Raw genomic sequence first — 24,898 nt, 5'->3', positions numbered from 1 at the left:
CGTGTGAGCCGACGGCCGTCCGGCTCGTCGGTGATCCGCCGCGGATGCCCGGGCGGCGCCCGCCCCCGCCGGTCAGATGCGGGCGTCGTCGCCGAGCGGCATCTCCAGCACCCTGCGGCGGATCTCCGCCACCGTCCGATCGGGGTCGGCCGTCACGAGGTCGATGACGGTGGGCCACTGGCGCATCATGACCGCGATCACCCGGGCGTCGAACCGCTCCGGCGAGTGGAGCCACATGCCCCGCAGCTCCTCGCCGTCCTCGCGCATGATCAGCGCGAGGTCCACGGCGGACGCGTCCAGATTGATGACGACCTCGGAGAACACGTAGTCGTCGCCGATCTTCATGTCGAGCGGCGCGGCGGACAGGCCGTGCAGGTCGAGTGCGGGGACGTCCGCGTTGAGGAGGTTGAAGGAGATCGCGAACGGGTCGCGCCCCTCCTCCCGGGCCTCCTTCAGCGACCAGACCGGCACGTCCTGGTGGGCGTAGGCGCCGAGCGTCGCCTCCCGGACCTGCCGGACCAGCTCGCGGAAGGTCGGGTCGCCCGACAGGTCCGACCGGACGAGCAGGTGGTTGACGAAGAAGCCGATCATCTGCTCGGTCTCGGGCCGCTCCCGTCCGGCCACCGGGAAGGTCACGGTGACGTCGTCGCCGGAGTAGGCGGACAGCAGCACGTGGAAGGCCGCCATCAGCACCATGAACAGGGTCGCGTTCTCGTCCTGGGCGATCTCGCCGAGGCCCTTCGCCGCCGCCGAGCCGAGCACAAACCCCTGGGTGCATCCGGAGGGTGCGGGGGCGGTCTGGTGCTCGGGCGCGTCGAAGTCCGGCTTGGGCGGCAGGCCGGCCAGCCGCCGCCGCCAGTACTCCAGGTTCTCGTCGAGCGCGCCCGCGGCCAGCTGCCGCCGTTGCCAGACGGCGTAGTCCGGGTACTGGATCGGCAGCGCGGGCAGGTCGGGTTCGCGTCCCAGCACGTGCGCCTCGTACAGCTCGCGCAGGTCGCGCACGAGCACCCCGTACGACCAGTTGTCGGTGACGAGATGGTGGATCACCCAGATCAGCACGCTCTCGTCCGCGCTCAACAGGACGACGAATCCCCGGATCAGGGGTTCGTCGCCGACGCGGAAGCCCCGGCGCTCCTCGGTCTCGATCAGCCGGCGCAGCTCGGCGCCGCGGGCGTCCTCGTCGTGCGCCCGCAGGTCGACGACCTCCAGCGGCCATGACGCGTCGGCGGCGGTCGTCTGCACCCACCCCGAGGAGCGCTCGGCGACGCGGGCGCGCAGCGCCTCGTGCCGCCGCACGATGTCGTCGAGGCTGCGCCGCAGCGCGTCCACGTCGAGCCGGCCCCTGAGCACCACCGCCGTGAGGACGTTGTGGTACGGGTCCTCGGCCGGGACGGGATGGTCCGCGCACAGCCACTCCTGCGCGAAGGACAGCGGGGCGTCGTCGCCCCGGTCCGCGGCCGGGATGGCGCCGGCGGACGCGTCCCGCGCCGTCCGCGCGCCGATCCGCTCCGCCAGCGCGGCGACGGTCGGCTGGTCGAACAGCTCCCGGAGCGGCACCGGCAGGCCGTGGACCGACCGGAGCCGCGACACCAGCTGCGTCGCCATGAGCGAGTGCCCGCCGAGTTCGAAGAAGTTGTCGTGCACCCCCACCCGTTCGACCCCGAGAACGTCGGCGAACACCTCGCACAGCAGTTCCTCGAGCGGGGTGCGCGGCGCGTCCGATCCGGCGGCGGCCCCGTAGTCGGGGGCCGGCAGCGCCCGCCGGTCCAGCTTCCCGTTCGCGTTCAGCGGCAGCGCGTCCATGACCACCAGGGCCGCCGGGACCATGAACTGCGGCAGCCGTTCGGCGAGGTATCCGCGCACCTCGACCGGGTCGACGCCGTCGGGTCCCGCGGGGACGAGGTATCCGACCAGGCGCTTGTCGCCGGGGCGCTCCTCGCGGACCGTCACCGCGGCCTGCGCCACCGCCGGGTGCGCGGCCAGGGCCGCCTCGATCTCGCCCGGCTCGATGCGGAAGCCGCGGATCTTGACCTGGTCGTCGTTGCGGCCGAGGAACTCCAGGGTGCCGTCCGGGCGCCAGCGCACCAGGTCCCCGGTGCGGTACATCCGCGCGCCCGGCGGACCGTACGGATCGGGCACGAACCGCTGCTCGGTCAGCTCCGGACGTCCCAGGTAGCCCCGGGCGACGCCGAGGCCGCCGATGTACAGCTCGCCGGGGACGCCGACCGGGACCGGCTGCCGCGTCGCCTCGTCGAGGACGTACACCCGGGTGTTGTCCATCGGCCGGCCGATCGGCACGGTGCCGCGCACCGGCGGCGAGGCGCGGTGGAAGGTGGCGAACGTCGTGGTCTCGGTCGGGCCGTAGACGTGCACCATCGCGGTGTCCGGGCACGTCTCCATGGCCCGGGCGAAGGCGGCGGGGTTGACGGCCTCTCCGCCGGTCCACACCTGCTTGACCCGCGCGAGCGCGCCGGGGCGCTGCTCGACGACGAGGTTGAACAGGGCGGTCGTCAGGAACAGCGCGGTGACGCCGTGGTCGTTGATCGTCCGTTCCAGCGTCTCGGGCGAGAAGTCGCCGGGCGGGGCCACGACCACCCGTCCGCCCGACAGCAGCGGCACCCACATCTCGTAGGTCGAGGCGTCGAACGCGGTCGGAGAGTGCAGCAGCACCCGGGCGTGGTCGCCTCCCTGCCAGCACCGGTCGAAGGCCAGGGCGACCACGTTGCGGTGTGTGACGGCGACGCCCTTGGGCCTGCCGGTCGAACCGGAGGTGTACATCACGTAGACCAGGTCGTCGGGGGCGACCGCCGGCTCGGGGACGTCGACGCGCCCGCCCTCGTAGGAGATCTCCGCGCCCGCGTCGAGGACGGTCAGCTCCGCGCCGGCCGGGTGCTCGGCGGCTGTGCCGTCCACCAGCAGCACCGACGCGCCCGTCTCCTCGAGGATCATCTCCATGCGCGACAGCGGGAACCGGGCGTCCAGCGGCACGTACACGCCGCCGGCCTTGACCACCGCGAGGATCGCCACGATCAGCTCGGCCGAGCGCTCCAGCAGCATCGCCACCGCGTCGCCCGCGCCGACGCCCAGGTCCGCCAGGCGCCGCGCCAGACGGTCGGACGCGGCGTCCAGCTCGGCGTAGGTCAGCTCGCGCCGACCGCAGACCACCGCGACCTCGTCGGGGGTCCGCGCCGCCTGCGCGGCGAACAGCCGCGCCAGCGTCGCCTCGGGCACCTCGTGGGCCGTGTCGTTCCACTCCGTCACGATCCGGTGCCGCTCGTCGGGGTCGAGCAGGTCGATCTCGCCGACGGACCGGTCCGGGTCGTCGATCACCGCCCGCAGCAGGCGCCGCAGGCGCTCCAGGACGGTCGCGACGGTCCCGGCGTCGAAGACGTCGGTGTTGAACTCGACCGTCCCCTCGATCCCGTCCGGCGCGCCCTGCGGGCCGCGGCGCTCGACCAGCGACACGGCCAGGTCCATGCGCGCGGTGCCGGTGGCGACCGGCAGCGGCCGGACGGTCAGGCCGGGCAGGTCCAGCACCGCGTCGGGGGTGTTCTGCCAGGCGAGCATGACCTGGACGAGCGGGTGGTGGGCGAGCGAACGGCTGGGGTTCAGCGCGTCCACCACGTACTCGAACGGGACGTCCTGGTGGGCGTAGGCGTCGAGGCTGGTCTCCCGGACGCGGTCGACGAGCTGCCGGAAGGAGGGCCGGCCGGAGGTGTCCACGCGGATGACCAGAGTGTTGACGAACAGGCCGACGAGGTCCTCCGCGGCCTGGTCGGTGCGTCCGGCGATGGCGGCGCCGAGGGGGATGTCCTCGCCCGCGCCGAGCCGGGTGAACAGCGCGGCCAGGGCGGCCTGGACGACCATGAACGGGCTCGCGTCGCAGGCGCGGGCCAGGCGGGCCAGTCCTTGATGCAGCTCGGCGTCCCAGGCGAAGGCGAGGGTGCTTCCTTCGAACGACGCCCGTGGCGGGTGCGGGCGGTCGGTGGGCAGGGCGATCCGTTCCGGGAGCCCGTCGAGGGCCTGCCGCCAGTAGGAGAGCTGGCCGGACCACAGGCTGTCGGGGTCGTCCGGGTCGCCGAGCAGGTCCCGCTGCCACAGGGTGTAGTCGGCGTACTGCACGGGCAGCGGCTTCCAGTCCGGGCTACGGCCGTCGCGGCGGGCGGCGTAGGCGACGGCGAGGTCGCGTGCCAGCGGCGCCATGGACCAGTCGTCGGCGGCGATGTGGTGCACCACCACGACCAGCACGTGCTCGTCGGGTCCGAGGGCGAACAGCCGGGCGTGCGTGGGCGCCTGCGTGGCCAGGTCGAACTCGTGCCGGGCCGCGGCGGCCACCGCCTCCTCCACGGCGTCCTCCGCGACGGGGGTCGCCACCAGCTTCGGGCAGGCGTCTTCCGGGGCGAGCACATGCTGGTACGGCATGCCGTCCCGCTCGGGGAAGACGGTCCGCAGCGCCTCGTGCCGGGTCACGACGTCCAGCAGCGCGGCCTGCAGCGCCTCGACGTCCAGGCGTCCGGACAGCCGCAGCGCCACCGGCATGTTGTACGTGGGTGAGGGCCCTTCCAGGCGGTGCAGGAACCACAGACGCCGCTGGGCGAACGACGGGGGCAGGACGTCCGGCCGCCGCTCCACAGGCCGCAGCGGGGGCCGTGCGGGCGCGGCCCGCCGCAGCCGCGCGGCCAGGCCGCTGACGGTGGGCGCCTCGAACAGGGCGCGCACCTGCAGTTCCACGCCGAACGCCGTGCGGATCTGCGCGATCAGGCGGGTGGCCAGCAGGGAGTGCCCGCCGAGTTCGAAGAAGTCGTCGTCGATCCCGACCTCGGGCACGCCCAGCACCTGTGCGAACAGCGCGCACAGCCGCTCTTCCGCCTCGTCGCGCGGCGCGACGCGGGCCTTCCGGGTCGCGTCGGCGCCGGGCGCGGGCAGCGCCTTGCGGTCGATCTTGCCGTTCGGGGTGAGGGGGAGCGCGTCGAGGAACACGAAGGACGACGGCACCATGTAGCCGGGGAGCTTCTCGGCCAGCGCCTCGCGCAGCGCCCGGCGGTACCGGTCGTGCCGCGCGGACGGGTCGTCCGGCTGCTCGCCGTCGTCGGGGGCGTCCGCGGCGGGCACGACGTAGGCCACCAGCCGCTGGTCGCCGGGCGCGTCCTCGCGGACGATCGCGACCGACTGCTCGACGACGTCCTGCTGGGCCAGCACCGACTCGATCTCGCCGAGTTCGATCCGGAAGCCGCGCAGCTTCACCTGGTGGTCCAGGCGGCCGAGGAACTCCAGGGCGCCGTCGGCGCGGCGGCGCACCAGGTCGCCGGTCCGGTACAGGCGGCCGTCGCCGCCGCCGAACGGGTCCGGGACGAACCGTTCGGCGGTGAGCTCGGGCCGGTCCAGGTACCCCCGGGCCAGTCCGGCGCCGCCGATGCACAGTTCGCCGGGCACCCCCGGCGGGACGAGCCCGCCCGCGGGGTCGAGGACGTACAGCCGGGTGTTGGCGATCGGCTCGCCGAGCGTGACGGGCCCCTCGCCGACATGGGCGACCGACGACCAGATGGTGGTCTCGGTGGGCCCGTACATGTTCCACAGGTCCACGCCGGTGGCCAGCAGCCGCCGGGCCAGGTCGTCCGGCAGCGCCTCGCCTCCGGCCAGGGCCCGCAGGCCCGCGCCGTCCCGCCAGCCGGCGTCGAGCAGCATGCGCCACGTGGACGGCGTGGCCTGCATCATCGTGGCCCCGGACGTGCTCAGCGCCCGCGCCAGGCGCACGCCGTCGGCGGCGACCTCGCGGGACGCCAGAACCACCCGGGCGCCCTCCACCAGCGGCAGCAGCAGCTCCAGCATCGCGATGTCGAACGACAGGGTGGTGACGGCGAGCAGGGTGTCGCCCGCGTCGATGCCCGGGCGCTCCTTCATCGCCCGCAGGAAGTTGTCCAGCGCGCGGTGCGGGATCTGCACGCCCTTCGGGCGCCCGGTCGAACCGGAGGTGTAGATGACGTAGGCGAGGTCGCCGGGGTCCACCTCCTCGCCGAGGTCGGTGTCGAGGTCGTCGCCGGGCTCGGCGGCGAGGTCGTCCTGCGGTTCGTCCAGGCAGAGCGTGCGTTCCGGGGTCGCGGGCAGGCGGTCCCGGACGGACCGCTGCGTCAGCAGCACCGGCAGCCGGGAGTCCTCCAGCATGAACGCGATGCGGTCGGCCGGGAAGCCCGGGTCCAGCGGCACGTACGCCCCGCCGGCCTTCAGTACCGCGAGAAGGGCGACCACCATCTCCGGTGAGCGTTCCATGCAGATGCCCACCAGCACGTCCCGGCCGACGCCGAGGCTCTTCAGCCGGCGCGCGAGCCGGTTCGCCCGCCGGTTCAGCTCGCCGTAGGTGAGCGCCTCGTCCGCGAAGCGCAGCGCCTCCGCGTCCGGTGTCCGCGCGGCCTGCCGCTCGAACCTCTGGTGCGTGAGCAGGCGGTCGGGCCACGTGCGGTCCGTGGCGTTCCACTCGTGGCGGAGCCGCCGCTCCTCCTGCCCGGTGAGCATCGGGACTTCGGTGACGGGGCGGTCGGGGTCGGCGACGAGGGCGCCGACCAGCAGCTCCAGGTGCCGCGACATGCGCTCGACGGTGTCGGCGTCGAACAGGTCGCTGTTGTATTCGAACGACCCGCTCAGCCCGTCGGGCCGGTCGAAGACCTCGAGGGTCAGGTCGAAGCGGGCGGTGGAGCTCTCCACCTCGACCGGCTCCATCCGCAGCCCCACCTCGTCGAACTCGGGGATGGGGATGTTCTGGTAGATGAAGCAGACCTGGAAGATCGGCGAGCGCGACAGGTCCCGCCGCGGCTGCAGCTCCTCCACCAGCCGTTCGAACGGCAGCTCCTGGTGCGCGAAGGCGCCCAGGCACGTCTGACGCACCCGGGAGACCAGCTCCCGGAAGGTCGGGGCGCCCGACAGGTCCGTCCGCAGCGGGAGCATGTTGACGAACAGCCCGATCAGCCGCTCGATCTCGGGCCGCTGCCGGCCCGCGACCGGCACCCCGACGACGATCTCCTCTTCGCGGGTGTAGCGGTGCAGCAGCACGAGGTACGCCGCCAGCAGGGTCATGAAGGAGGTGGCGCCCTCCTGCCGGCTCAGGTCGCGTACCGCGTCCATCACCTCGGCGGACAGCCGGAAGGGACGCGATCCTCCCCGGGTGCTCTGCACGGCGGGACGGGGACGGTCGGTGGGCAGCTCCAGCACGGGCGGGGCGCCCCGCAGCGCCTGCTTCCAGTACTCCAGGTCGCCCGCCAGGGCATCGCCTTCCAGCCGTCCGCGCTGCCACGCCGCGTAGTCGGCGTACTGGATCGGCAGGGGCGGCAGCGGAGAGTCCTTGCCGGCGGCGAAGGCTCCGTACAGCGACGCGACCTCATTGAAGGCGACGGACGTCGACCACAGGTCCCCGACGATGTGGTGCATCGTCAGCAGCATGATGTGGTCGTCCGGGGCGAACCGCAGGAACTTCACCCGCAGCAGCGGGCCGCGGGTGAGGTCGAACGGGCGGGTGAACTCCTCGCGGGCGAGGGCCTGGATCTCCCGCTCGCCTTCGGGGCCGCGCAGGTGGCCGCACTCGACGACGGTGAACTCCGGCTCGCCGCGCTCGGCCACCACCTGCATCGGCTCCCCGTCGACCTCTTCGAACGTGGTGCGCAGGGTCTCGTGGCGCCGGGCGAGCTCGGCCAGGCAGCGCCGCCACACGTCCAGGTCGAGCGGGCCGCGGACCCGCATCGCCCCGGGGATGTTGTAGGCCGCGTTGCCGGGCGTCAGCTGTTCCAGGAACCACATGCGCTGCTGCGCGAACGACGCGGGGAACCTGCGTCGCCGCTTCTTGCGCTCGCGCAGGCGCTCGGCCAGCAGGGCGCGCTTCTCCTCCGCCGAAAGACGCCCCAGGTCGGTGATGCTCATGCGGTTTCTCCCCGCTCCTCGGTCTCTTCAGCGAGCAGCTCCCGGAGCCTCGCTTCCACTTCCTCGTCGGACAGTTCGTCGAGCCGGTCCAGATCCGGGTCGTCGCCGGGTTCGTCCCGGGCGAGGGCCGGGATGGCGTCCTCGGTCCGCGCGCGCCCGCCCGCCGTCGCCGCGGTCAGCGCGGCGACGGTGCCGGCCACGGTCGGCCGGTCGAAGAAGTCCCGCATCTCCAGGTCGACGCCGAAGCGGCCGCGGATCTTCGCGCCGATCTGGACGGCGGCCAGGGAGTGGCCGCCGAGCTCGAAGAAGTCGTCGTCGACGCCGACCCGGTCGACGCCGAGGACCTCCTGCCAGATCGCGGCGACGGCCCGCTCCTCCTCCGTGGCCGGGGCGACGTACGGCGTGGCGAGGTCGGGGCGCGGGTGGGCGACGGCGGGCGGCGCGATCTGCTCGGCCTCGCTGGCCAGCAGCGCCGGGGTGATCGACCGGGCGAGGCGCCGCAGCGCCGTCAGGTCCCGGCGGGTGACGACGAGCTGCCGGGGCACCTCCGGGGCGGCGAGGATGCGGGCGAACGCCGCCACGCCCTCCTGTTCGCTCATCCCCTCGCCGAGCGTCCGCAGCACGCCGGCGGGCGTCCCATCCGCCTCGCCGCCGCCGTCCGCCTGCGCCGAGGCCCGCTCGACCTGCGCGACCAGCCCGTCGACGTCGTTGATCCGCTTGATGGTGAAGCCGACGATCCGGGCCAGCAGGCGGCCGTCCGGGTCGAAGATGTCGGTGTCGCAGGTCAGGGTCTCCCCCGAGGAGTCCGGGGACTCCACCAGCCTGACGTGGCAGTGGATCGTGCCGGTCAGGCCCGACCAGACCTGCAGCCGCCGGTAGGTGAACGGCAGGTAGTAGACGTCGCGGGCGTGGATGCGGGCGGACGCGCCGGCCACGTCCAGCAGCGCCGGGTGCAGGGCGTAGCCGTCGAGGTCGCCGAGGAAGGCGTCGTCGAGCCGGAGCGTGACCAGCAGCCGGCCCTCGCCGACCCGGATGCGGCGCAGGCAGCGCCAGCGCGGGCCGAACGCGAACTCGATGCGCCCGCCCTTTTCCACCAGGTCCAGCTTGAACCGGCGCTTGATCTCCTCCTCGGTCTCGATGACCTCGGCGTCGCATTCGCGCGCAAGCTCGTCCAGGTCGCGCATGATCGGGGTGCCGAGTTCGCCGTCGGCGTCGTGGAAGCAGATCCGGCCGCTCGCGTGCTCCTGCCAGACCGCGTCCGCTCCCATGCCGGACCGGCTGCGCACCGTGAAGTGCAGCTCGCCGTCGCGCGGGCCGACCGTGACGTAGACGTCGCGGGTCTGCCCGTCCGCGACGATGAGGGGGAGCGCGAACACCACGTCCCGCAGTTCGATCATGCGGCCGCCGGCCTGCTCGGCCACCGCCGCGCGGGCCAGCTCCAGGTAGGTCGTGCCGGGGACGAGGCCGCGTCCCATGATCCGGTGGTCGTCGAGGATCCAGTGGTCCGTGCCGAGGGAGGCGGCGTAGGTGCGCGTCTCCCCCTCCGTCCGGACCAGGCGCAGCAGCGGGTGGCCGGTCGGCTCGCCGGCGGGCCCGCCGCCGACGAGCGCGGCCAGGTCCGCGGCCATGCCGACGCCCCGCCAGGTGTCCCAGGCGACCGCCGCCACCGGCGCCCCGGCGCGGTGCCGTTTCCACTGCGCGAACGCGTCGAGGAAGGCGTTGGCGGCGCAGTAGTCGCTCTGGCCGGGGCCGCCCAGCACCGAGGTCAGGGACGAGCACAGCAGCAGGAAGTCGTAGTCGTCGTCCAGGACCCGGTCGAGCACCAGCGTGCCGCGCGTCTTGGCCGCCATGACCTCGTCGGCGTCCTCCCGGGACTTGCCCGCGATCATTCCGCGCGAGGGCAGCCCGGCCGCGTGCACGACGCCGTTGATCGCGCCGTGTCGGGCGCGCAGCTCTCCCACCGCGCGCGCCATCTGCTCTTCGTCGGTGACGTCCGCCTGGAGGACGACGACCCGGGCGCCCAGCTCCCGCAGCCGCCGCAGCCGGAGGATCCGCCCGCTGGCGGGGTCCTCCTCGCCGTGCTCGGCGAGCCACTGCGACCAGGCGTCCTCGGCGGGGAACGGAGACCGGCCGATGAGGCCGAGCACGGGCTCGGCGACGCTGCGCGCGATGTGCTCGGCGAGCGCGAGGCCGACGCCGCCCAGGCCGCCGGTGATGAGGTAGACGCCGCCGTCCCGCAGCCTCGTCCGGTCGGCCGTGTCCGGCCCCAGCCGCACGGCGTCGAAGTCGCGGACCCACCAGTGCCGGCCTCGCAACGCCAGCTCGCGTTCCTCGGTGTCGCGGCCGAGGACGGCCAGCACCGCGCGCAGCGCGTCGTCCCCGGGGTCGGCGGGGGCGACGCCGGTCACGTCCAGGGTGCGGCAGGTGACGTCCGGGACCTCCTGCGGGATCACCGTGCAGACGCCGAGCAGGGGCGCGTTCTCCGGCTGCAGGGCCTCCTCGCCGGTGACGGCGTGCAGGCCGCGGCACAGCACGTCGATCGCGATCGGGGCCCGCGGAGCCGCGTCGCCGATGCCCTGGGCCAGCGCGAGGAGGGTGTCGAACCCCAGCCGGCGGCCCAGGGCGAGCCGCTCCTCGTCCAGCCGGTCCGCCGGGTCGCAGCCGAGGCTCCACAGGTGCACGACGCGGACGGCCTTCGGCTCGGCGTCGGCGACGGCCTCGAGCACGGCGGCGTAGTGCTTGCGGTGCGCCGGGTCGATCGTCCATGACCGGTCGCCGGTCTCGCGCAGTTCGTCGCCGGCGCTCACCCGGACGACGTCCGCGCCCTCGTCCGCCAGGCGCCGCGCCAGGTCCCGCCCGAAGGGCAGCTCGGCGCCGAGCACGATCCACAGGGCGTCGGCGACCCGCGCGTCCGGCTCCGCGTGCGGGGCCAGGCGCCTCCAGCCGGGGGTGTGGAACCACGCGTCGATCGACGCGGCCTCGGCGACCTGGCGCGGCTCCCGCTCCCGAGCCGAGCCGTCCGGCTCCACCCAGTACCGCTGCCGCTGGAAGGCGTACCCGGGGAGCGCGAGCACGCGGCGGTCCTCATCGGCGTAGAAGGCGTCCCAGTCGACCGTGCCTCCGGCGCGCCACAGCGCGCCGAGGCCGCTCAACAGGTATTCGCGGTCGTCCCGCCGTTCCTTCGGGTGCCGCAGGGACCCGAGCACCGTCCTGGAGCCGCACGACGGGTGCCGCCGCACGAAGTCGCCGAGCGCATGGCCCGGCCCGACCTCCAGCATCACCAGGGACGGGTCGGCCAGGAGCGCGTCGAGGGCGTCGCCGAACCGCACGGTCCGGCGCAGGTGCTCGCCCCAGTACTCGGGGCTGGTCGCCTGCTCGTCGGTGATCCACGTCCCGGTCACGTTGGAGCAGAACGGGATCTCGGGGGCGTTCAGGGTGACCCGCCGGACCTCCTCGACGAACGGCGCGACGGCGGCCTGCATGCTCGGCGAGTGGAACGCGTGCGAGGTGTGCAGCCGCCGGCAGGCGACGCCGGCGTCCGCGAGCCGCCGTTCCAGATCCTCGATCGCCTCGGTGGGGCCGGACACCACGCTGAGCGCCGCCGAGTTCACCGCGGCCAGGGACAGCTCGGGCCCGAGCAGGTCCAGGACCTCCTTCTCGGGCAGGAGCACGGTGAGCATGGCGCCCGGAGGCATCGCCTGGACGAGACGTCCGCGGGCCGCCACGAGGCGCACCGCGTCCTCCAGTGAGAACACCCCGGCCAGGCAGGCGGCGACGTACTCGCCGATGCTGTGGCCGACCATCGCCCGCGGTCGCACGCCCCAGCTCTCCCAGAGCCGCGCCAGCGCGTACTCCACCATGAACAGCGCGGGCTGGGCGATCGCCGTCTGCCGCAGCCGCTCCGCGGCGCCGGCGTCCTGCGGGTCCTCGGCGAAGAGCAACGCGCGCAGGTCCTCCCCCAGGTGTTCGGCGAACAGGTCGGCGCACCGGTCGATCTCCGCGGCGAACAGCGGCTCGTGGAGGTACAGGTCGCGGGCCATGCCGACGTACTGCGCGCCCTGCCCGGGGAACATGAACGCGACCGGGGCGGGGGTGCCGGCCTCCGCCGGACCGGCCGGTTCCTCCTGCCGGCGCAGCGCCGCCACGGCCTCCTCCCGGTTCCGGCAGACGACGGTGCGGCGGTATTCGAAGGCCCTTCTGCGGCACGACAGGGTGTAGGCGACGTCGCCGAGGTCCACGTCCTCGTGCCGGTCGAGGTGGTCGGCGAGCCGCCGCGCGTTCTCCGCCAGCGCCTGCGGCGTCCGGCCGGACAGCGTGAGCAGCCGGACCGGCTTGCCGGGCCCGCTCGGTTCGGGCGACGGCGCCTCCTCCAGCACGACGTGCACGTTGGTGCCGCCGATGCCGAACGAGCTCACCCCGGCGCGGCGCGGGCGGTCCGGCCGCCGCGGCCAGGGCCGCAGCTCGGTGTTGACGAAGAACGGGCTGTCGTCCAGGCCGAGCTGGGGGTTCGGCCGCGTGAAGTTGAGGGACGGCGGGATGGCCTCGCGGCTCAGCGCGAGGGCCGCCTTGATGAGGGCGGTGACGCCCGCGGCGGCGTCGAGGTGCCCGACGTTGGTCTTGACCGACCCGATCGCGCAGTAGCCGGTCTCGCTCGTGTGCTCGCGGAACGCCCGGGTCAGCGCCGCGATCTCGATGGGGTCGCCGAGGGGGGTTCCGGTGCCGTGGGTCTCGACGTACCCGACGGTGGCGGCGTCCACGTCGGCCACCGCCAGCGCCTCGGCGATCACTTCGGTCTGGCCGTCGACGCTCGGCGCGGTGTACCCGGCCTTGAGCGACCCGTCGTTGTTGATCGCCGTGCCGCGGATGACCGCCCGGACGGCGTCGCCGGCGTCCAGGGCGTCGGTGAGCCGGCGCAGCACGACGATGCCCGCCCCGTTGCCCGCGACGGTGCCGGCCGCGTCGGCGTCGAACGCGCGGCAGTGCCCGTCCGGCGACAGGATGCCGCCCTGCTGGTACACGTAGCCGCCCTTCAGCGGCACGCTGACCGAGACGCCGCCGGCGAGGGCGATGTCGCACTCGCCGGACAGCAGGCTCTGGCAGGCCATGTGGACGGCGGTCAGCGACGTCGAGCAGGCCGTCTGCACGGTGACGGCGGGGCCTTTGAGGTCGAGCTTGTAGGACACGCGGGTGGCGAGGAAGTCCTTGTCGCTCGACAGCAGCGTCTGGTACGCGCCGGTCGCGTCGAACGCCGCCTTGTTCGCCATCACGTTGTACAGCAGGTAGGAGTTGAGGCTCGCTCCCGCGAACACGCCGATGCGCCCTTGGAAGGCGTGCGGATCGCATCCGGCCGACTCCAGGGCCTCCCACGCGCATTCCAGGAACACCCGGTGCTGCGGGTCCATGACCTCGGCCTCGCGGGGGCTGTAGCCGAAGAACCCCGCGTCGAACAGGTCGCCGCCTTCCAGCACCCCCTTGGCCTTGACGTAGTCGTCCCGACCGAGCAGGGCGGGGCTGACGCCGGACGCGCGCAGCTCGTCGTCGGACAGGCGGGTGATGCACTCGCGGCCCTGCGCGAGGTTCTCCCAGAAGGTGTCGACGTCGGGCGCTCCGGGGAACCGCCCGGCCATGCCGATGATCGCGATGTGGTTCGGATCCAGGGCCTGGTCTGCCATCTGCCTCACCTATCGTTCCGCGGGCGCCCCCGGCGGGCCTCCGCCCGCCGGCGCCGGTTCAGAGACTGACGGCGGCGCTCGGCGCGGTCGCGCGCCCCGAGCGTCGCCCGGTCGCGCGAGGCGCCGGGCCCGCCCTCCAGGTACTCGGCCAGCGCCCCGACCGTCGGGTGCTGGAACAGCTCGACCATCGACACCTCGCGCGACAGCTGCGCGGCCAGCCGCGTCCGCAGCTCGGCCATCAGCAGCGAGTGGCCGCCGAGGTCGAAGAAGTTGTCGTGCGCGCCGACCCGGTCCACGCCGAGCAGCTCGCACCACAGCGCGGCGATCGACCGCTCCAGGTCGTCCCGCGGCGCCACGAACGGCGCGCGCACCCGGTCCCGGTCGGGTTCCGGTTCGGGCAGGGCCGCCCGGTCGATCTTTCCGTTCGGCGTCAGCGGGAACTGCGGCAGGACGACGAAGGCGGACGGCACCATGTACTCCGGCAGCCGCTCCCGCAGGTGGGCGGCCAGTTCGTCGGTCCGCGGCCGCTCGTCGGCGGTCAGGTACGCCACCAGCCGCGTGTCGCCCGCGCCGTGCTCGCGCGCCACCACGACCGCCTCGCGCACCCGGTCGTGCCGGGTCAGGGCGAACTCGATCTCGCCCAGTTCGATGCGCAGGCCGCGCACCTTGACCTGGTGGTCCAGACGGCCGAGGTACTCGATGGCCCCGTCGTCGCGGAAGCGCGCCAGGTCGCCCGTCTTGTACAGCCGCGCACCCGGGGTGTCGTCGAACGGATGGTCGATGAACTTCTCCGCGGTGAGCTCGGGCTTGCCCAGATAGCCGCGGGCCAGGTTGCGTCCGCCGATGTGCAGCTCGCCCGGGACGCCGACGGGGACGGGCCGCAGCCGTTCGTCCAGCACGTAGATCTGGGTGTTGGCGATGGGGAACCCGATGGGGACGGTCCGCTCGTCGCCGTCGCGTTCGCAGGCCCAGGCGGTGACGTCGATCGCCGCCTCGGTCGGGCCGTACAGGTTGTGCAGCTCGGCCTTGGAGCGGGCGAAGAACCGCCGCTGCAGGTCGGGCGTCAGGGCCTCGCCGCTGCAGATGACCCGCCGCAGGCCGGTGCACTCCTCCACGCCGGGCTCTTTCAGGAACACCTGGAGCATCGACGGGACGAAGTGCACGGTGGTGATGCCCTGGTCGCGGATGGTCTCGACCAGGTAGCGGCCGTCCCGGTGCCCGTCCGGGCGGGCCACGACCAGGGTCGCCCCGGTCATCAGCGGCCAGAAGAACTCCCACACCGAGACGTCGAAGGAGAACGGGGTCTTCTGCAGGACCCGGTCGTCGGCGCCCAGCCGGTAGGCGTCCTGCATCCACAGCAGCCGGTTGCGGATGGCCGCGTGGACGTTCATGACGCCCTTGGGGGCGCCGGTGGAGCCCGAGGTGTAGATGACGTAGGCCAGGTCCTCGCCGTCGATCTCGACGTCCAGGTCGTCGCCGGGTTCGGCGTCGATCTCGGGATGCGGTTCGTCGAGGCACAGCACCTCGGCGTCGACTTCAGGCAGGCGCTCCGCCAGGCGGCGCTGGGTGAGCAGGACCGGGGCGTTCGCGTCCTTGAGCATGTACTCCAGACGCGCCTGCGGGTACCCGGGGTCCAGCGGCACGTAGGCGCCGCCCGCCTTCAGGACGGCCAGCAGGCTCGTCACCAGTTCCAGGGAGCGCTCCATGCAGACGCCGACGAGGACGTCCCGCCCCACGCCGAGCCGCCTGAGCCGCCGGGCCAGGCGGTTGGCCCCGGCGTTCAGCTCGGCGTACGACAGAGCGCGCCCCTCGAAGACCACCGCGGTCGCGTCCGGCGTCCGCCGGGCCTGCCGCTCGACGCACTGGTGGATCCAGCCGTCCTCGTCGGGCCACTGCCGTTCGGTGGCGTTGGCCTCGACCAGGAGGCGCCGCCGTTCGGCGTCGTCCAGCAGCTCGAACTCGCCGATGGGCGTCCGCGGCCGGGCGGCCGCCTGCTCCGCGAGCCGGCGCAGGTGACCGGCCAGCCGGGCGATGGTCGACTCCTCGAACAGGTCGCGGTCGTACTCGAACCAGCCGGTGAGGGCGCCGTCGTCGTCGAACGCCTGCAGCTCCAGGTCGAACCGCGCGCCTTCGGCGCGCAGCGGCAGCCGGCGCAGCTCCAGGTCCGCCATGGCGAACCGGGGCAGCGGGTCGCTCTGGTACGACAGGCACACCTGGAAGATCGGCGGCCGGCTCAGATCGCGGGACGGCCGCAGCTCCTCCACGATCTTTTCGAAGGGGACGCCCTGGTGGGCGTACAGGCCGAGGCAGGCGTCCCGGACCCGCGCCAGCACCTCGGTGAACGGCGGGTCGCCGCTCAGGTCGGTCCGGACCGGCAGGGTGTTGACGAAGAACCCGATCAGCGGTTCGAGCTCCGCGCGCTCCCGGTTCGCCGTCGGCACCCCGACCACCACGTCGTCCTGGCCGCTGTAGCGGTGCAGCAGGACCTGCAGCACCGCCAGCAGCACCATGTAGGTGGTGGCGCCGTGCTCGCGGCCGAGCGCGGCGAGCTCGCGCATCAACGACGCGGGCAGCTCGACGGGCACCGAGCCGCCGTTGAAGCCCTGGACGGCGGGCCGCGGCCGGTCGGTCGGCAGGGCGAGATGGGGCGGCGCGCCGGACAGATGCTCGCGCCAGTACGCCAGGTCCTCGCGCAGCTCGTCCTCACGCGACCGCCGCTGCTGCCAGGTCGCGAAATCCCCGTACTGGATCCGCAGCGCGGGCAGGGGCGACGGCCGGCCCTCGGAGAACGCCTGGTAGAGGGCGGACAGCTCCGACAGCAGCACCCCGACCGACCAGCCGTCGGAGATGAGGTGGTGCATCACGACGCCCAGCACCCACTCCTGGGCGCCGAGGCGCAGCAGCTTCACGCGCAGCAGCGGCCCGGCGGCCAGGTCGAACGGCTCCCGCAGCTCGTCGGCGACCCGACGGCCGAGGTCCGCGCCGCGCGGCGGATCGTCCCGCAGGTCCACCTCGGGCAGGTCGATCGTCTGCTCGGGCAGCACGACCTGCTCGGGTCTGCCGTCGCGCACCCGGAAGACCGTGCGCAGGCTCTCGTGCCTGCGCACGATCTCGTTCACCGCGTCGCGCAGCACACGGGTGTCCAGCGGGCCGCGGATGTGCGCGGCGGCGGGCACGACGTAGGCGGGGTTGCCCGGCCGCAGTTGCTCGAGGAACCAGATCCCCTGCTGGGCCACCGAGAGGGGGAAGGTGTTCTCCGCCCGCCCGGTCTGCTCCCGCAGCAGCTTCTCGAACAGCGCCCGCTTCTCGGGCGACAGAGCGGCCAGGCGCTCGCTGAGATCGGTCACTTGTGCGCCTTCCCGCGGTGGAGTCATGCCGGCTCCCTCGATCCGTCCTCGGCGTCGGGCAGCGCCTCGATCTGGTCCAGCAGCCGCTGCGCGACGTCCTCGACGCGCTCCACCCGCTGGATCTCGTCGTCGGCCGCGGCGGTCAGGCGTTCGACGACCTCGTCGGCGATGACCCGCACGGTCGCCTCCTTCAGCAGGACGGAGATCGGGATCGAGACGCCGAGCCGGTTCTCCACCTCGTTCCTCAGCTCGACGGCCATCAGGGAGTCGAGCCCGAGCTCGACCAGCGGCCGGTCCAGCCCGACCGACGACGGGTCGGCGCGCAGCGTGTCCGCCGCGGCGAGCGCGAGCCGTTCGGCCAGCGCGCCGGACCGTTCGTCCGCCGGCAGGTCGAGCAGTTCCTCGCGCGAGGGCAGCCGGCTGGACCGCGCGGCCTTCGGCGCGGCGGGCGCGGCGCCGTCCCCGTCGATCAGGTCGGCGACCAGGGCCGACCCGGACGCGTCCTGGTAGCGCCGTCCCCACTGCGACCAGTCGACGGGCATCACCGCGATCTGGGGCGCGTCCTGCCACAGCAGGCGGTGCAGGACGCGGAGCGCCTGGCCGTGCCCGAGGGCGGCCATGCCGGGGCTGGAGCCGGGCGTGATGTCGTCCTCCCGGTCGGCCATGCCGGTCTGCGCCCAGATGCCCCAGTTGATGCTCAGGGCGGGCTTGCCCGCGTCGCGGCGCGCCCAGGCCAGGCCGTCCAGGTAGGCGTTCGCCGCCGCGTAGCCGGCCGCGAACGGCGAGCTGAGGATGGAGCCCGCCGAGGAGAACAGCACGAAGAAGTCCAGCGGCCGGTCCTCGAACAGCCGGTGCAGCACGCGGGCGCCCATCGCCTTCGGGCGCAGGTCCCGCTCCAGGTCGGCGGGCCGCAGGTCGAGCAGCGGCGTGACCTCGCCGACCCCCGCCGCGTGCACGACGCCGCGGATCGGCGGCCGGTCCTCCCGCTGCCAGCGGTCCAGGAAGGCGCGGACCGCGTCCTCGTCGGACACGTCGAGGGACTCCAGGAACACCGTCGCGCCGAGGTCCTCGATCTCCCGGACGGCCGCCAGGCGCGGCTTCATCGGGTGGTCGGCGTCGAGCCCGGCCCACTCGGCGCGCGGCGGAACCGGCGTGCGCCCGACGAGGATCAGCCGGCGCGCGCCGGCGCGCGCCATCGACCGCGCGACGGCCAGCCCCAGGCCGCCGAGGCCGCCGGTGATGAGGTACGCCGCGTCCGGCCGCCAGACGGGGCGGCGGGCCGGCGCGTCCGGCAGCCGGGTGCGCACCAGCCGCGCCACGTGGCGCCGCCCGTCCCGGAAGGCGATCTGGTCCTCGCCGTCGTGGCGCTCGATCGCGTCGAGGAGCCGCGACGCCGACGACCGCGCCTCCTCGTCCGGGTCCAGGTCGATCAGGCCGCCCCACAGGCCGGCGTGCTCCTGCTGAATCGACCGGCCGAGGCCCCACAGCGTCGTCTGCCCGACGGCGAGGGGCGCGCGGTCCGCGCCGTCGGCCTCGGACCGCCCGGCGGGGACGGCGCCCGCCGTCACCAGCCACAGCCGGGTCGGCTTGGTGCTCCTGGCCGCGGCGAGGGCCTGCACGGCCCGGACCGCGCTCATGCAGCCGTCCTCCTGCTCGCGCAGCGCCTGCCCGACGGAGTCCGGTTCGCTCGCCGGGTCGCGCAGGCCCCACAGGTGGACGACCTGGAGCCGCTCGTCCGGTCCCAGCTCCAGCTCATTCACCAGCCGGACGAGGTCGTCGGGGCCGTCGAGCCGCACCCGGGCTTCCCGCCCGTCGCGGTGGTATGCCGTCCCCGGGACGACCCGGACGCATCGCGTCCCGCGCCGCGCGAGTTCGTCGGCGAGCTCGTCGCCGACGCCGAGGCCGTCGGCCAGCACCAGCCAGGTCGACGGCGCGGCGGGCGTCGATTCCGGCGACGCGGACGCGTCGGCGGGCCGCCACTCGACCTCGTACAGCAGGTCGTCGTCGGAGAAGTCGTCCTGCCCGGCGTCCTCGGCGGCGTCGCCGTCGTAGGCGGGCGCCGTGTCGGCGTCGTGGACGCGCAGGTCCCGCCAGCAGGGGGTCTTGTCGAACGCGTAGGTGGGGAGCGGCACCCGGGTGCGCCGGTAGTCGCGGTCGAAGCCGTTCCAGTCGATGTCGACGCCGTTCGCGTAGAGCCGCGCGACGCTGGACAGCAGGACCCGCCAGTCGTCGTGCTTGGGCCGCAGGCTGGGCAGCAGCCGCGTGTCCGGGCCGGTCGGCACGCCGTCGCCGATCAGGCCGAGCAGGATCGGCGCCGGGCCCATCTCCACGAAGTTGCGGTAGCCCATCGCGAGCAGGCCGCCGATCCCGGCGGCGAACCGCACCGGCTGCCGGGCGTGCCGGCACCAGTAGTCGGCGTCGGGCGCCTCGTCCCACGGCCACAGCTGCCCGGTGAGATTGGACATCAGGGGGACGCGGGGCGGCCGGAACGCGACCTTCTCCGCCGCCCGGCGCAGCGGCTCCAGGATGGGTTCGATCAGCGGGGAGTGCGACGAGGTGGTGATGCGCAGCCGCTTGGTCTGCACGCCGTCGCGTTCGAAGGCGGCGCAGAGCTCGTCGACGATCTCCCGTTCGCCGGAGATGACGGTGTGCGCCGGACCGTTGACGGCCGCGACCGACACCCGGTCCTCGTAGTCGGCGATCTCCATCGCGACGTCCAGCTCCGGCGCGAACACCGCGGCCATCGCCCCGGTGTCGGCGAGCGAGTTCATCAGCCGGGCGCGTTCGACGACCAGCGTCACGGCGTCCTCCAGCGACATGGCGCCCGCCGCGCACGCCGCGACGTACTCCCCGAAGCTGTGGCCGAGCACCGCGGCCGGTTCCACGCCCCACGACCGCCACATCTCCGCCATGGCGTACTGGACGGCGAACATCGCCGGCTGGGCGTAGGTCGTCTCGTTGATCAGCGTCGACGCCGGGTCCTCGGGGTAGAGCACCGACAGCAGCGGCACCTCCAGCAGCGGGCGCATCAGCTCGTCGCACCGCTCGAGCGCCCGGCGGAACGTGGGCTGCGCCTCGTACAGGCTCCGCGCCATGCCGACGCGCTGCGGGCCCTGCCCGGTGAACAGGAAGACGACGGAGCCGTCGCCGGCCGCCTCGCCCGCGGCGACCGCCTCGCCGGGCACGCCCTTGACGAAACCGGCCAGCGCCTCGGAGATCTCCTGGTTCGTGCCTCCCACGACCGCCAGGCGGTGCCGGAAGTGGGACCGGCCGGTGCCGGCCGAGAAGCAGATGTCGGCCGGGGAGGCGTCCGCGTCGGCGCCGGTCAGGTCCCGGTACCTGGCCGCGAGGTTGACCAGCGCGGTCTCGCTCTTGGCGGACAGCGCCAGCACCGACAGGGGACGGCGGGTGTCGGGCGGGGGCGCCTCGGGGCGTTCCGGCGCCTCGGCGAGGATCACGTGCGCGTTGGTGCCGCTGAAGCCGAAGCTGCTCACGCCCGCGAAGCGCCGGCCGGGCGGCACCGGCCATTCGGTCAGCTCCGTCGGCACGGCGAAGGTCGTCCCGGCGAACGACAGGTGCGGGTTCAGGCGGGTGAAGTGGACGTTCGGCGGGATGGCCCCCCGGTTCAGGCAGAGCACCGCCTTGATCAGTCCGGCGACGCCCGCCGCCGCCTCGGCGTGCCCGATGTTCGTCTTCGACGAGCCGAGGTAGACCGGCGGGCCCTCCTCGCGGCCGTAGACGTCGGCCAGCGCCTCGACCTCGATCGGGTCGCCGAGCCGCGTCCCGGTGCCGTGCGCCTCGATGAGGGAGACCTCGTCCGGTGCGACGCCGGCGGCCCGCAGCGCCCGGCGGAGCACGTCGCGCTGCGCGTCGCCGTTGGGCGCGGTGACCCCGGTGCTGCGGCCGTCCTGGTTCACCGCTCCCCCGCGGATCACGGCCAGCACCCGGTCGCCGTCCCGCTGGGCGTCCGACAGCCGCTTGAGGACGACCACGCCGCAGCCCTCGCTGCGCACGTACCCGTTGGCGGACTCGTCGAAGGTCTTGCACCGCCCGTCCACCGACACCATGCCGGGGAACTGGGAGAAGGCGATGCTCGGCAGCGGTGAGGCGATGACGTTGACCCCGCCGCTCAGCGCCAGGTCGCACTCCCCCGACCGCAGGCTCTGGCACGCCTGCAGCACCGCGACCAGGGAGGAGGAGCAGGCGGTGTCGATCGCCATGCTCGGCCCCTTGAGGTCGAGCACGTACGAGACGCGGCCGGTCAGCACGCTGTGCGCGGTGCCCGTGCTGGAGTAGGCGGTGACGTCGAGCGGGCGCCGGAGGGTCTGCGTCGCGAAGTCGCTGCTGCAGACCCCCATGAAGACGCCGGTCCGGCTGCCCGCGAGGCTCGCCGGGGCCACCCCCGCGTCCTCCAGCGCCTCCCAGACCACTTCGAGGGTCAGCCGCTGCTGCGGGTCCATGTGGAGGGCCTCGCGCCGCGCGATCCCGAAGAAGTCGTAGTCGAAGTGGTCGATGCGGTCGAGGAAGCCGCCGTACCGGGTGGCCATCTTCCCCGGCTGGCCGTGCCGGTCGGTGGAGAACTCGTCGGCGTCCCACCGGTCCGCGGGGATCTCCCGGACGGCGTCGACGCCGCTGCTGAGGACCTCCCAGTACGTCTCGGCGTCGGTGATCCCGCCGGGGAAGCGGCATCCGATGCCCACGATCGCGATGGGCTCGGTGCGGGCCCGCTCGTGCTCTTCGATCGTGCGCTGCATCCGCTCGATCGTCTGGTACGCGCGCTTGAGCGTGGCCGCCGATGTCCCGGTTCCGCCCGGCGCCGTCGTCTGCAGCGAAGCCATGTCAACGTCCTTCGTCGATCTGTTGGATCTTGGCGAGCAGCAGCGCCTCGATGTCGCTGTCGGGGATGTCGTCGAGTTCGGCGCCGTCGAGTTCGGCGCCGTCGAGCCCGGCGCCGTCGGGCGGAGCGCCGTCGTGCCCGGCGGCCGGTCGGACGCCGTCGTCGGCGGGTTCCGATGCGTCGGCGGCCGGTTCGGCCTCGAGCGCGATCTGCATGCGCTCGGCGAGGAAGGGGACCAGCGCCTCGAGGGTCGGGAAGCGCCACGCGATGGTGGCGGGCAGCTCGACGTGCAGCGTCGTCTCCAGCCGCTTGCGCAGCTCGAGCGCCATCAGGGAGTCGAAGCCCATGCTCGCCAGCGGCGCCGTCTCGTCGATCTTCGACGGGTCGAGCTTGAGCACCTGGGCGGCCACCGTCCGGCAGTGCTCGACGAGGACGGCCCGGCGGCGACGGCCGGGTTCGACGGCCAGCAGCCGCCGGTGAATCCGTCCTTGCGACGGGGCGTCCGACGCCCGCGCGGGCGAGGGGGCCACGAGATCGGTGAGCAGGGCGGGCAGCAGGCCGTCGGCGGCGGCGGCCCGCAGCTTCTCCCGGTCCAGCGGCAGCACGCACGCCTGGGGCGTCGGTGCGCGCAGCAGCCGGTCCAGGGTCGCGACGCCCTGGTCCGGCGACAGGCTGACGATGCCCTGGGCCGCCAGCGCCCCGCCCCGGTCGGGGGTCGCCGCCAGTCCGATCTGCGACCACGGCCCCCAGTTGATGCTCATGGCGGGCAGCCCTCGGCCGCGGCGCAGCTGCGCCAGCGCGTCCATGAAGGCGTTGGCCGCGGCATAGTTGCCCTGGCTCGGGGAGCCGAGCACCGCCGCCGCGGAGGAGAAGAGGACGAAGAAGTCCAGGTCCCGGTCGACGGTGGCGCGGTGCAGGTTCCAGGCGCCGGCGACCTTCGGCGCCGCCACCGAGCGGAACCGGTCCCGGTCGAGCTGGAGCAGCAGGCCGTCGTCGAGCAGGCCCGCGGCGTGCACGACGCCGGCCAGCGGCGGCATCGCGGCGTCGATCTCCTTCATGACCTTGGCGACGTCGTCGGGGCACGCGACGTCGGCGTTGCGGACCTCGATCCGCGCGCCCCGGTCGGCGAGCTCGGCGATCGTCCGCCGCGCCTCGTCCGAGGGGCCGCGGCGTCCGAGCAGCACCAGATGGCGGGCGCCCTCGCCCACCAGGTACCTGGCGGTCTCCAGGCCGAGCGCGCCGAGCCCGCCGGTGATCAGGTAGGTCCCCGAGCTCCGGACCGGGGCGTCGCCGGGGCGCACCGCGACGGTCTCCTCGCCGGTGGGCCGCAGCACCACCTTGCCGATGTGCCGCGCCTGCGCCATGTGCGCGAAGGCGTCGGGCGCCTCGGAGTAGGTGAAGCCGGTCACCGGGAGGGCGGTGAAGTCGCCGCTGTCGAACCCGCGGACGACCTCGGCGAACAGTTCGGCGATCAGCGGGCGCCGCTCGGCGAGGGTCCGTTCCAGGTCGACGGCGAAGAAGGTGCGGTCGTGCCGCAGGAGCCCCAGGCCGAGGTTGCTTCCGGCGTAGATGTCCTGCTTGCCGATCTCGACGAACCGGCCGCCCGGCGCCAGCAGCCCCACGCCGCGGACCAGCGCCTCGCCGGTGAGCGAGTTGAGCACCACGTCGACGCCCCGGCCGCCGGTCAGCTCCCGCACCTCGTCGGCGAACCGCAGGGACCGGGAGTCCATCACGTGCCGGACGCCGAGGGAGCGCAGCAGCTCCCGCTTCTCTTCCGTGCCCGCGGTCGCGTAGACCTCCGCGCCGTTGCGGCGCGCCACCTGAAGGGCGGCCAGGCCCACGCCGCCGGTCGCCGAGTGGATGAGGACCGTCTCGCCCTCGCGCAGGCGCGCCAGGTACTCCAGCCCGTAGACGGCGGTGAGGAACGCGATCGGGGTCGCCGCGGCCTCCTCGGCGCTCAGGCCGCGCGGCATGGGCGCCACCAGCTCCGCCGCGGTCGTCGCGTAGGCGGCCATGCTGGACGGCGCGACCGCCATCACCCGGTCCCCGACGGCGCAGGTGTCGACCCCGTCGCCGACGGCGACCACGGTGCCCGCGCACTCGCCGCCCAGGGGGACGATCCCCGGCGGCACTCCGGGACAGATGTCCATGGCCTTGAGGACGTCGTTGAAGTTCAGGCCCGCCGCGGCGACCTCGATCTCCACCTCGCCCGGGCCGGGCGGCGTCCGCTTCCACAGCGTCGGGGTCAGGCTGCCCAGGATTCCGGGCCGGGTCGCGAGGATGCGGTGGTTTTCGTCCACGGCAGGGTCGAACGGGCGCCGCGGCCACTCCACGTCGGTCTCGGCCGGTGCGCTCCAGCGTTCCAGCCGCGGCGCGAGCAGCCTGCCGCCGCGCAGCGCGAGCTGGCCCTCGTCCCGGGGCCGCAGCACCGCGTCGAGCAGCGCGGCCGGCTCCTCGTCGCCGCCGCCGTCGGGGTCCAGATCGATGATCAGGGGGCGCAGCTCGCGGTGCTCCAGCATGATCACCCTGGCCAGGCCCCACAGCTGGGCCTGCTCGGGGTCGGGCGGGGCCGTCTCGCCGCCCGCGGGCTGGGCGCCGCGGGTCACCATGACGAGCCGGGGCGGCGCGTCGCGGTCCCCCGCCGCGAGTTCCTGGACGAGGTGGAGGACCGAGACGCAGCCGGTGTCCCGCGGCGCGTCCTCCGCGTCGGTCTCTTCGCGGAGTCCTCCGTCCAGGCTCCAGGCGTGCACGACGCCGGCGCAGGCGGGCATCGTCGCGCGCAGATCCGCCAGGAGGGTCGCGAGCTGGTCCCGGCTCGAGGGGTCGATCTCGTACCGGTCGGCGGCGAGCCGCCGGTAGCCGTCGCCGGCCCGCACCGTCACGCAGGCGCCGCCGCGCTCGGCGATCCCCGCCGCCAGCCGGTCCGCCACGCCGCCGGCGTCGGCGAACAGCAGCCACGAGCCGGGGGCGGCGTCCGCGGCGTCGGCCCGGTCGGGTTCGGCCGCCTCCCGCCAGCGCAGGTCGAACAGCGCGTCGGCGATCGGATCGGGGGCGCCGGCCCCGTCGAGGCGCCGCAGCGTGATCCCGCCGACCTCGCCGACCCGCTCGCCGTCCTCGTCGAACAGCACGACGCGGCC

Annotated in this window: 5 protein-coding genes; all 5 read right to left on the bottom strand. The window is 74.1% G+C overall.

Features of this window, described 5'->3' with window-relative positions; all coding sequences use genetic code 11:
- Positions 1-72: 72 nt before the first annotated feature.
- Positions 73-7,905 carry a non-ribosomal peptide synthetase gene (locus AR3_RS13740; RefSeq protein ID WP_067914068.1) on the bottom strand — a complete coding sequence of 2,611 codons (7,833 nt, stop codon included), beginning with the start codon at positions 7,903-7,905 and terminating at the stop codon, positions 73-75.
- Positions 7,902-13,577, bottom strand: coding sequence for a type I polyketide synthase (locus AR3_RS13735; RefSeq protein WP_067914067.1), 5,676 nt, complete (start codon positions 13,575-13,577; stop codon positions 7,902-7,904). Before AR3_RS13735 ends, AR3_RS13740 begins: the two co-directional genes overlap by 4 nt.
- Before the next feature lie 5 nt (positions 13,578-13,582).
- Positions 13,583-16,924 carry a non-ribosomal peptide synthetase gene (locus AR3_RS13730; protein ID WP_067914066.1) on the bottom strand — a complete coding sequence of 1,114 codons (3,342 nt, stop codon included), beginning with the start codon at positions 16,922-16,924 and terminating at the stop codon, positions 13,583-13,585.
- 23 nt (positions 16,925-16,947) lie between these two features.
- On the bottom strand, positions 16,948-21,762 hold the full coding sequence (locus tag AR3_RS13725) for a type I polyketide synthase (RefSeq protein WP_067914065.1): 4,815 nt from the start codon (positions 21,760-21,762) through the stop codon (positions 16,948-16,950).
- Between the two features lies 1 nt (position 21,763).
- Positions 21,764-24,898: SDR family NAD(P)-dependent oxidoreductase (locus tag AR3_RS13720; RefSeq protein ID WP_157406668.1), on the bottom strand; the 3,135-nt coding region annotated here is incomplete at its 5' end.

This window comes from Actinomadura rubrobrunea NBRC 15275, from assembly GCF_001552235.1.
GTDB lineage: Bacteria > Actinomycetota > Actinomycetes > Streptosporangiales > Streptosporangiaceae > Spirillospora > Spirillospora viridilutea.
Note: the sequence above shows the minus strand (reverse complement) of the source record. Positions and strands in the feature narration are given on the sequence as shown.

What these genes read in the sequence shown, in the direction of transcription:
- AR3_RS13740 (WP_067914068.1), bottom strand. Translation starts at nt 7,905, where the DNA reads ATGAGCATCACCGACCTGGGGCGTCTTTCGGCGGAGGAGAAGCGCGCC.
- AR3_RS13735 (WP_067914067.1), bottom strand. Translation starts at nt 13,577, where the DNA reads ATGGCAGACCAGGCCCTGGATCCGAACCACATCGCGATCATCGGCATG.
- AR3_RS13725 (WP_067914065.1), bottom strand. Translation starts at nt 21,762, where the DNA reads ATGGCTTCGCTGCAGACGACGGCGCCGGGCGGAACCGGGACATCGGCG.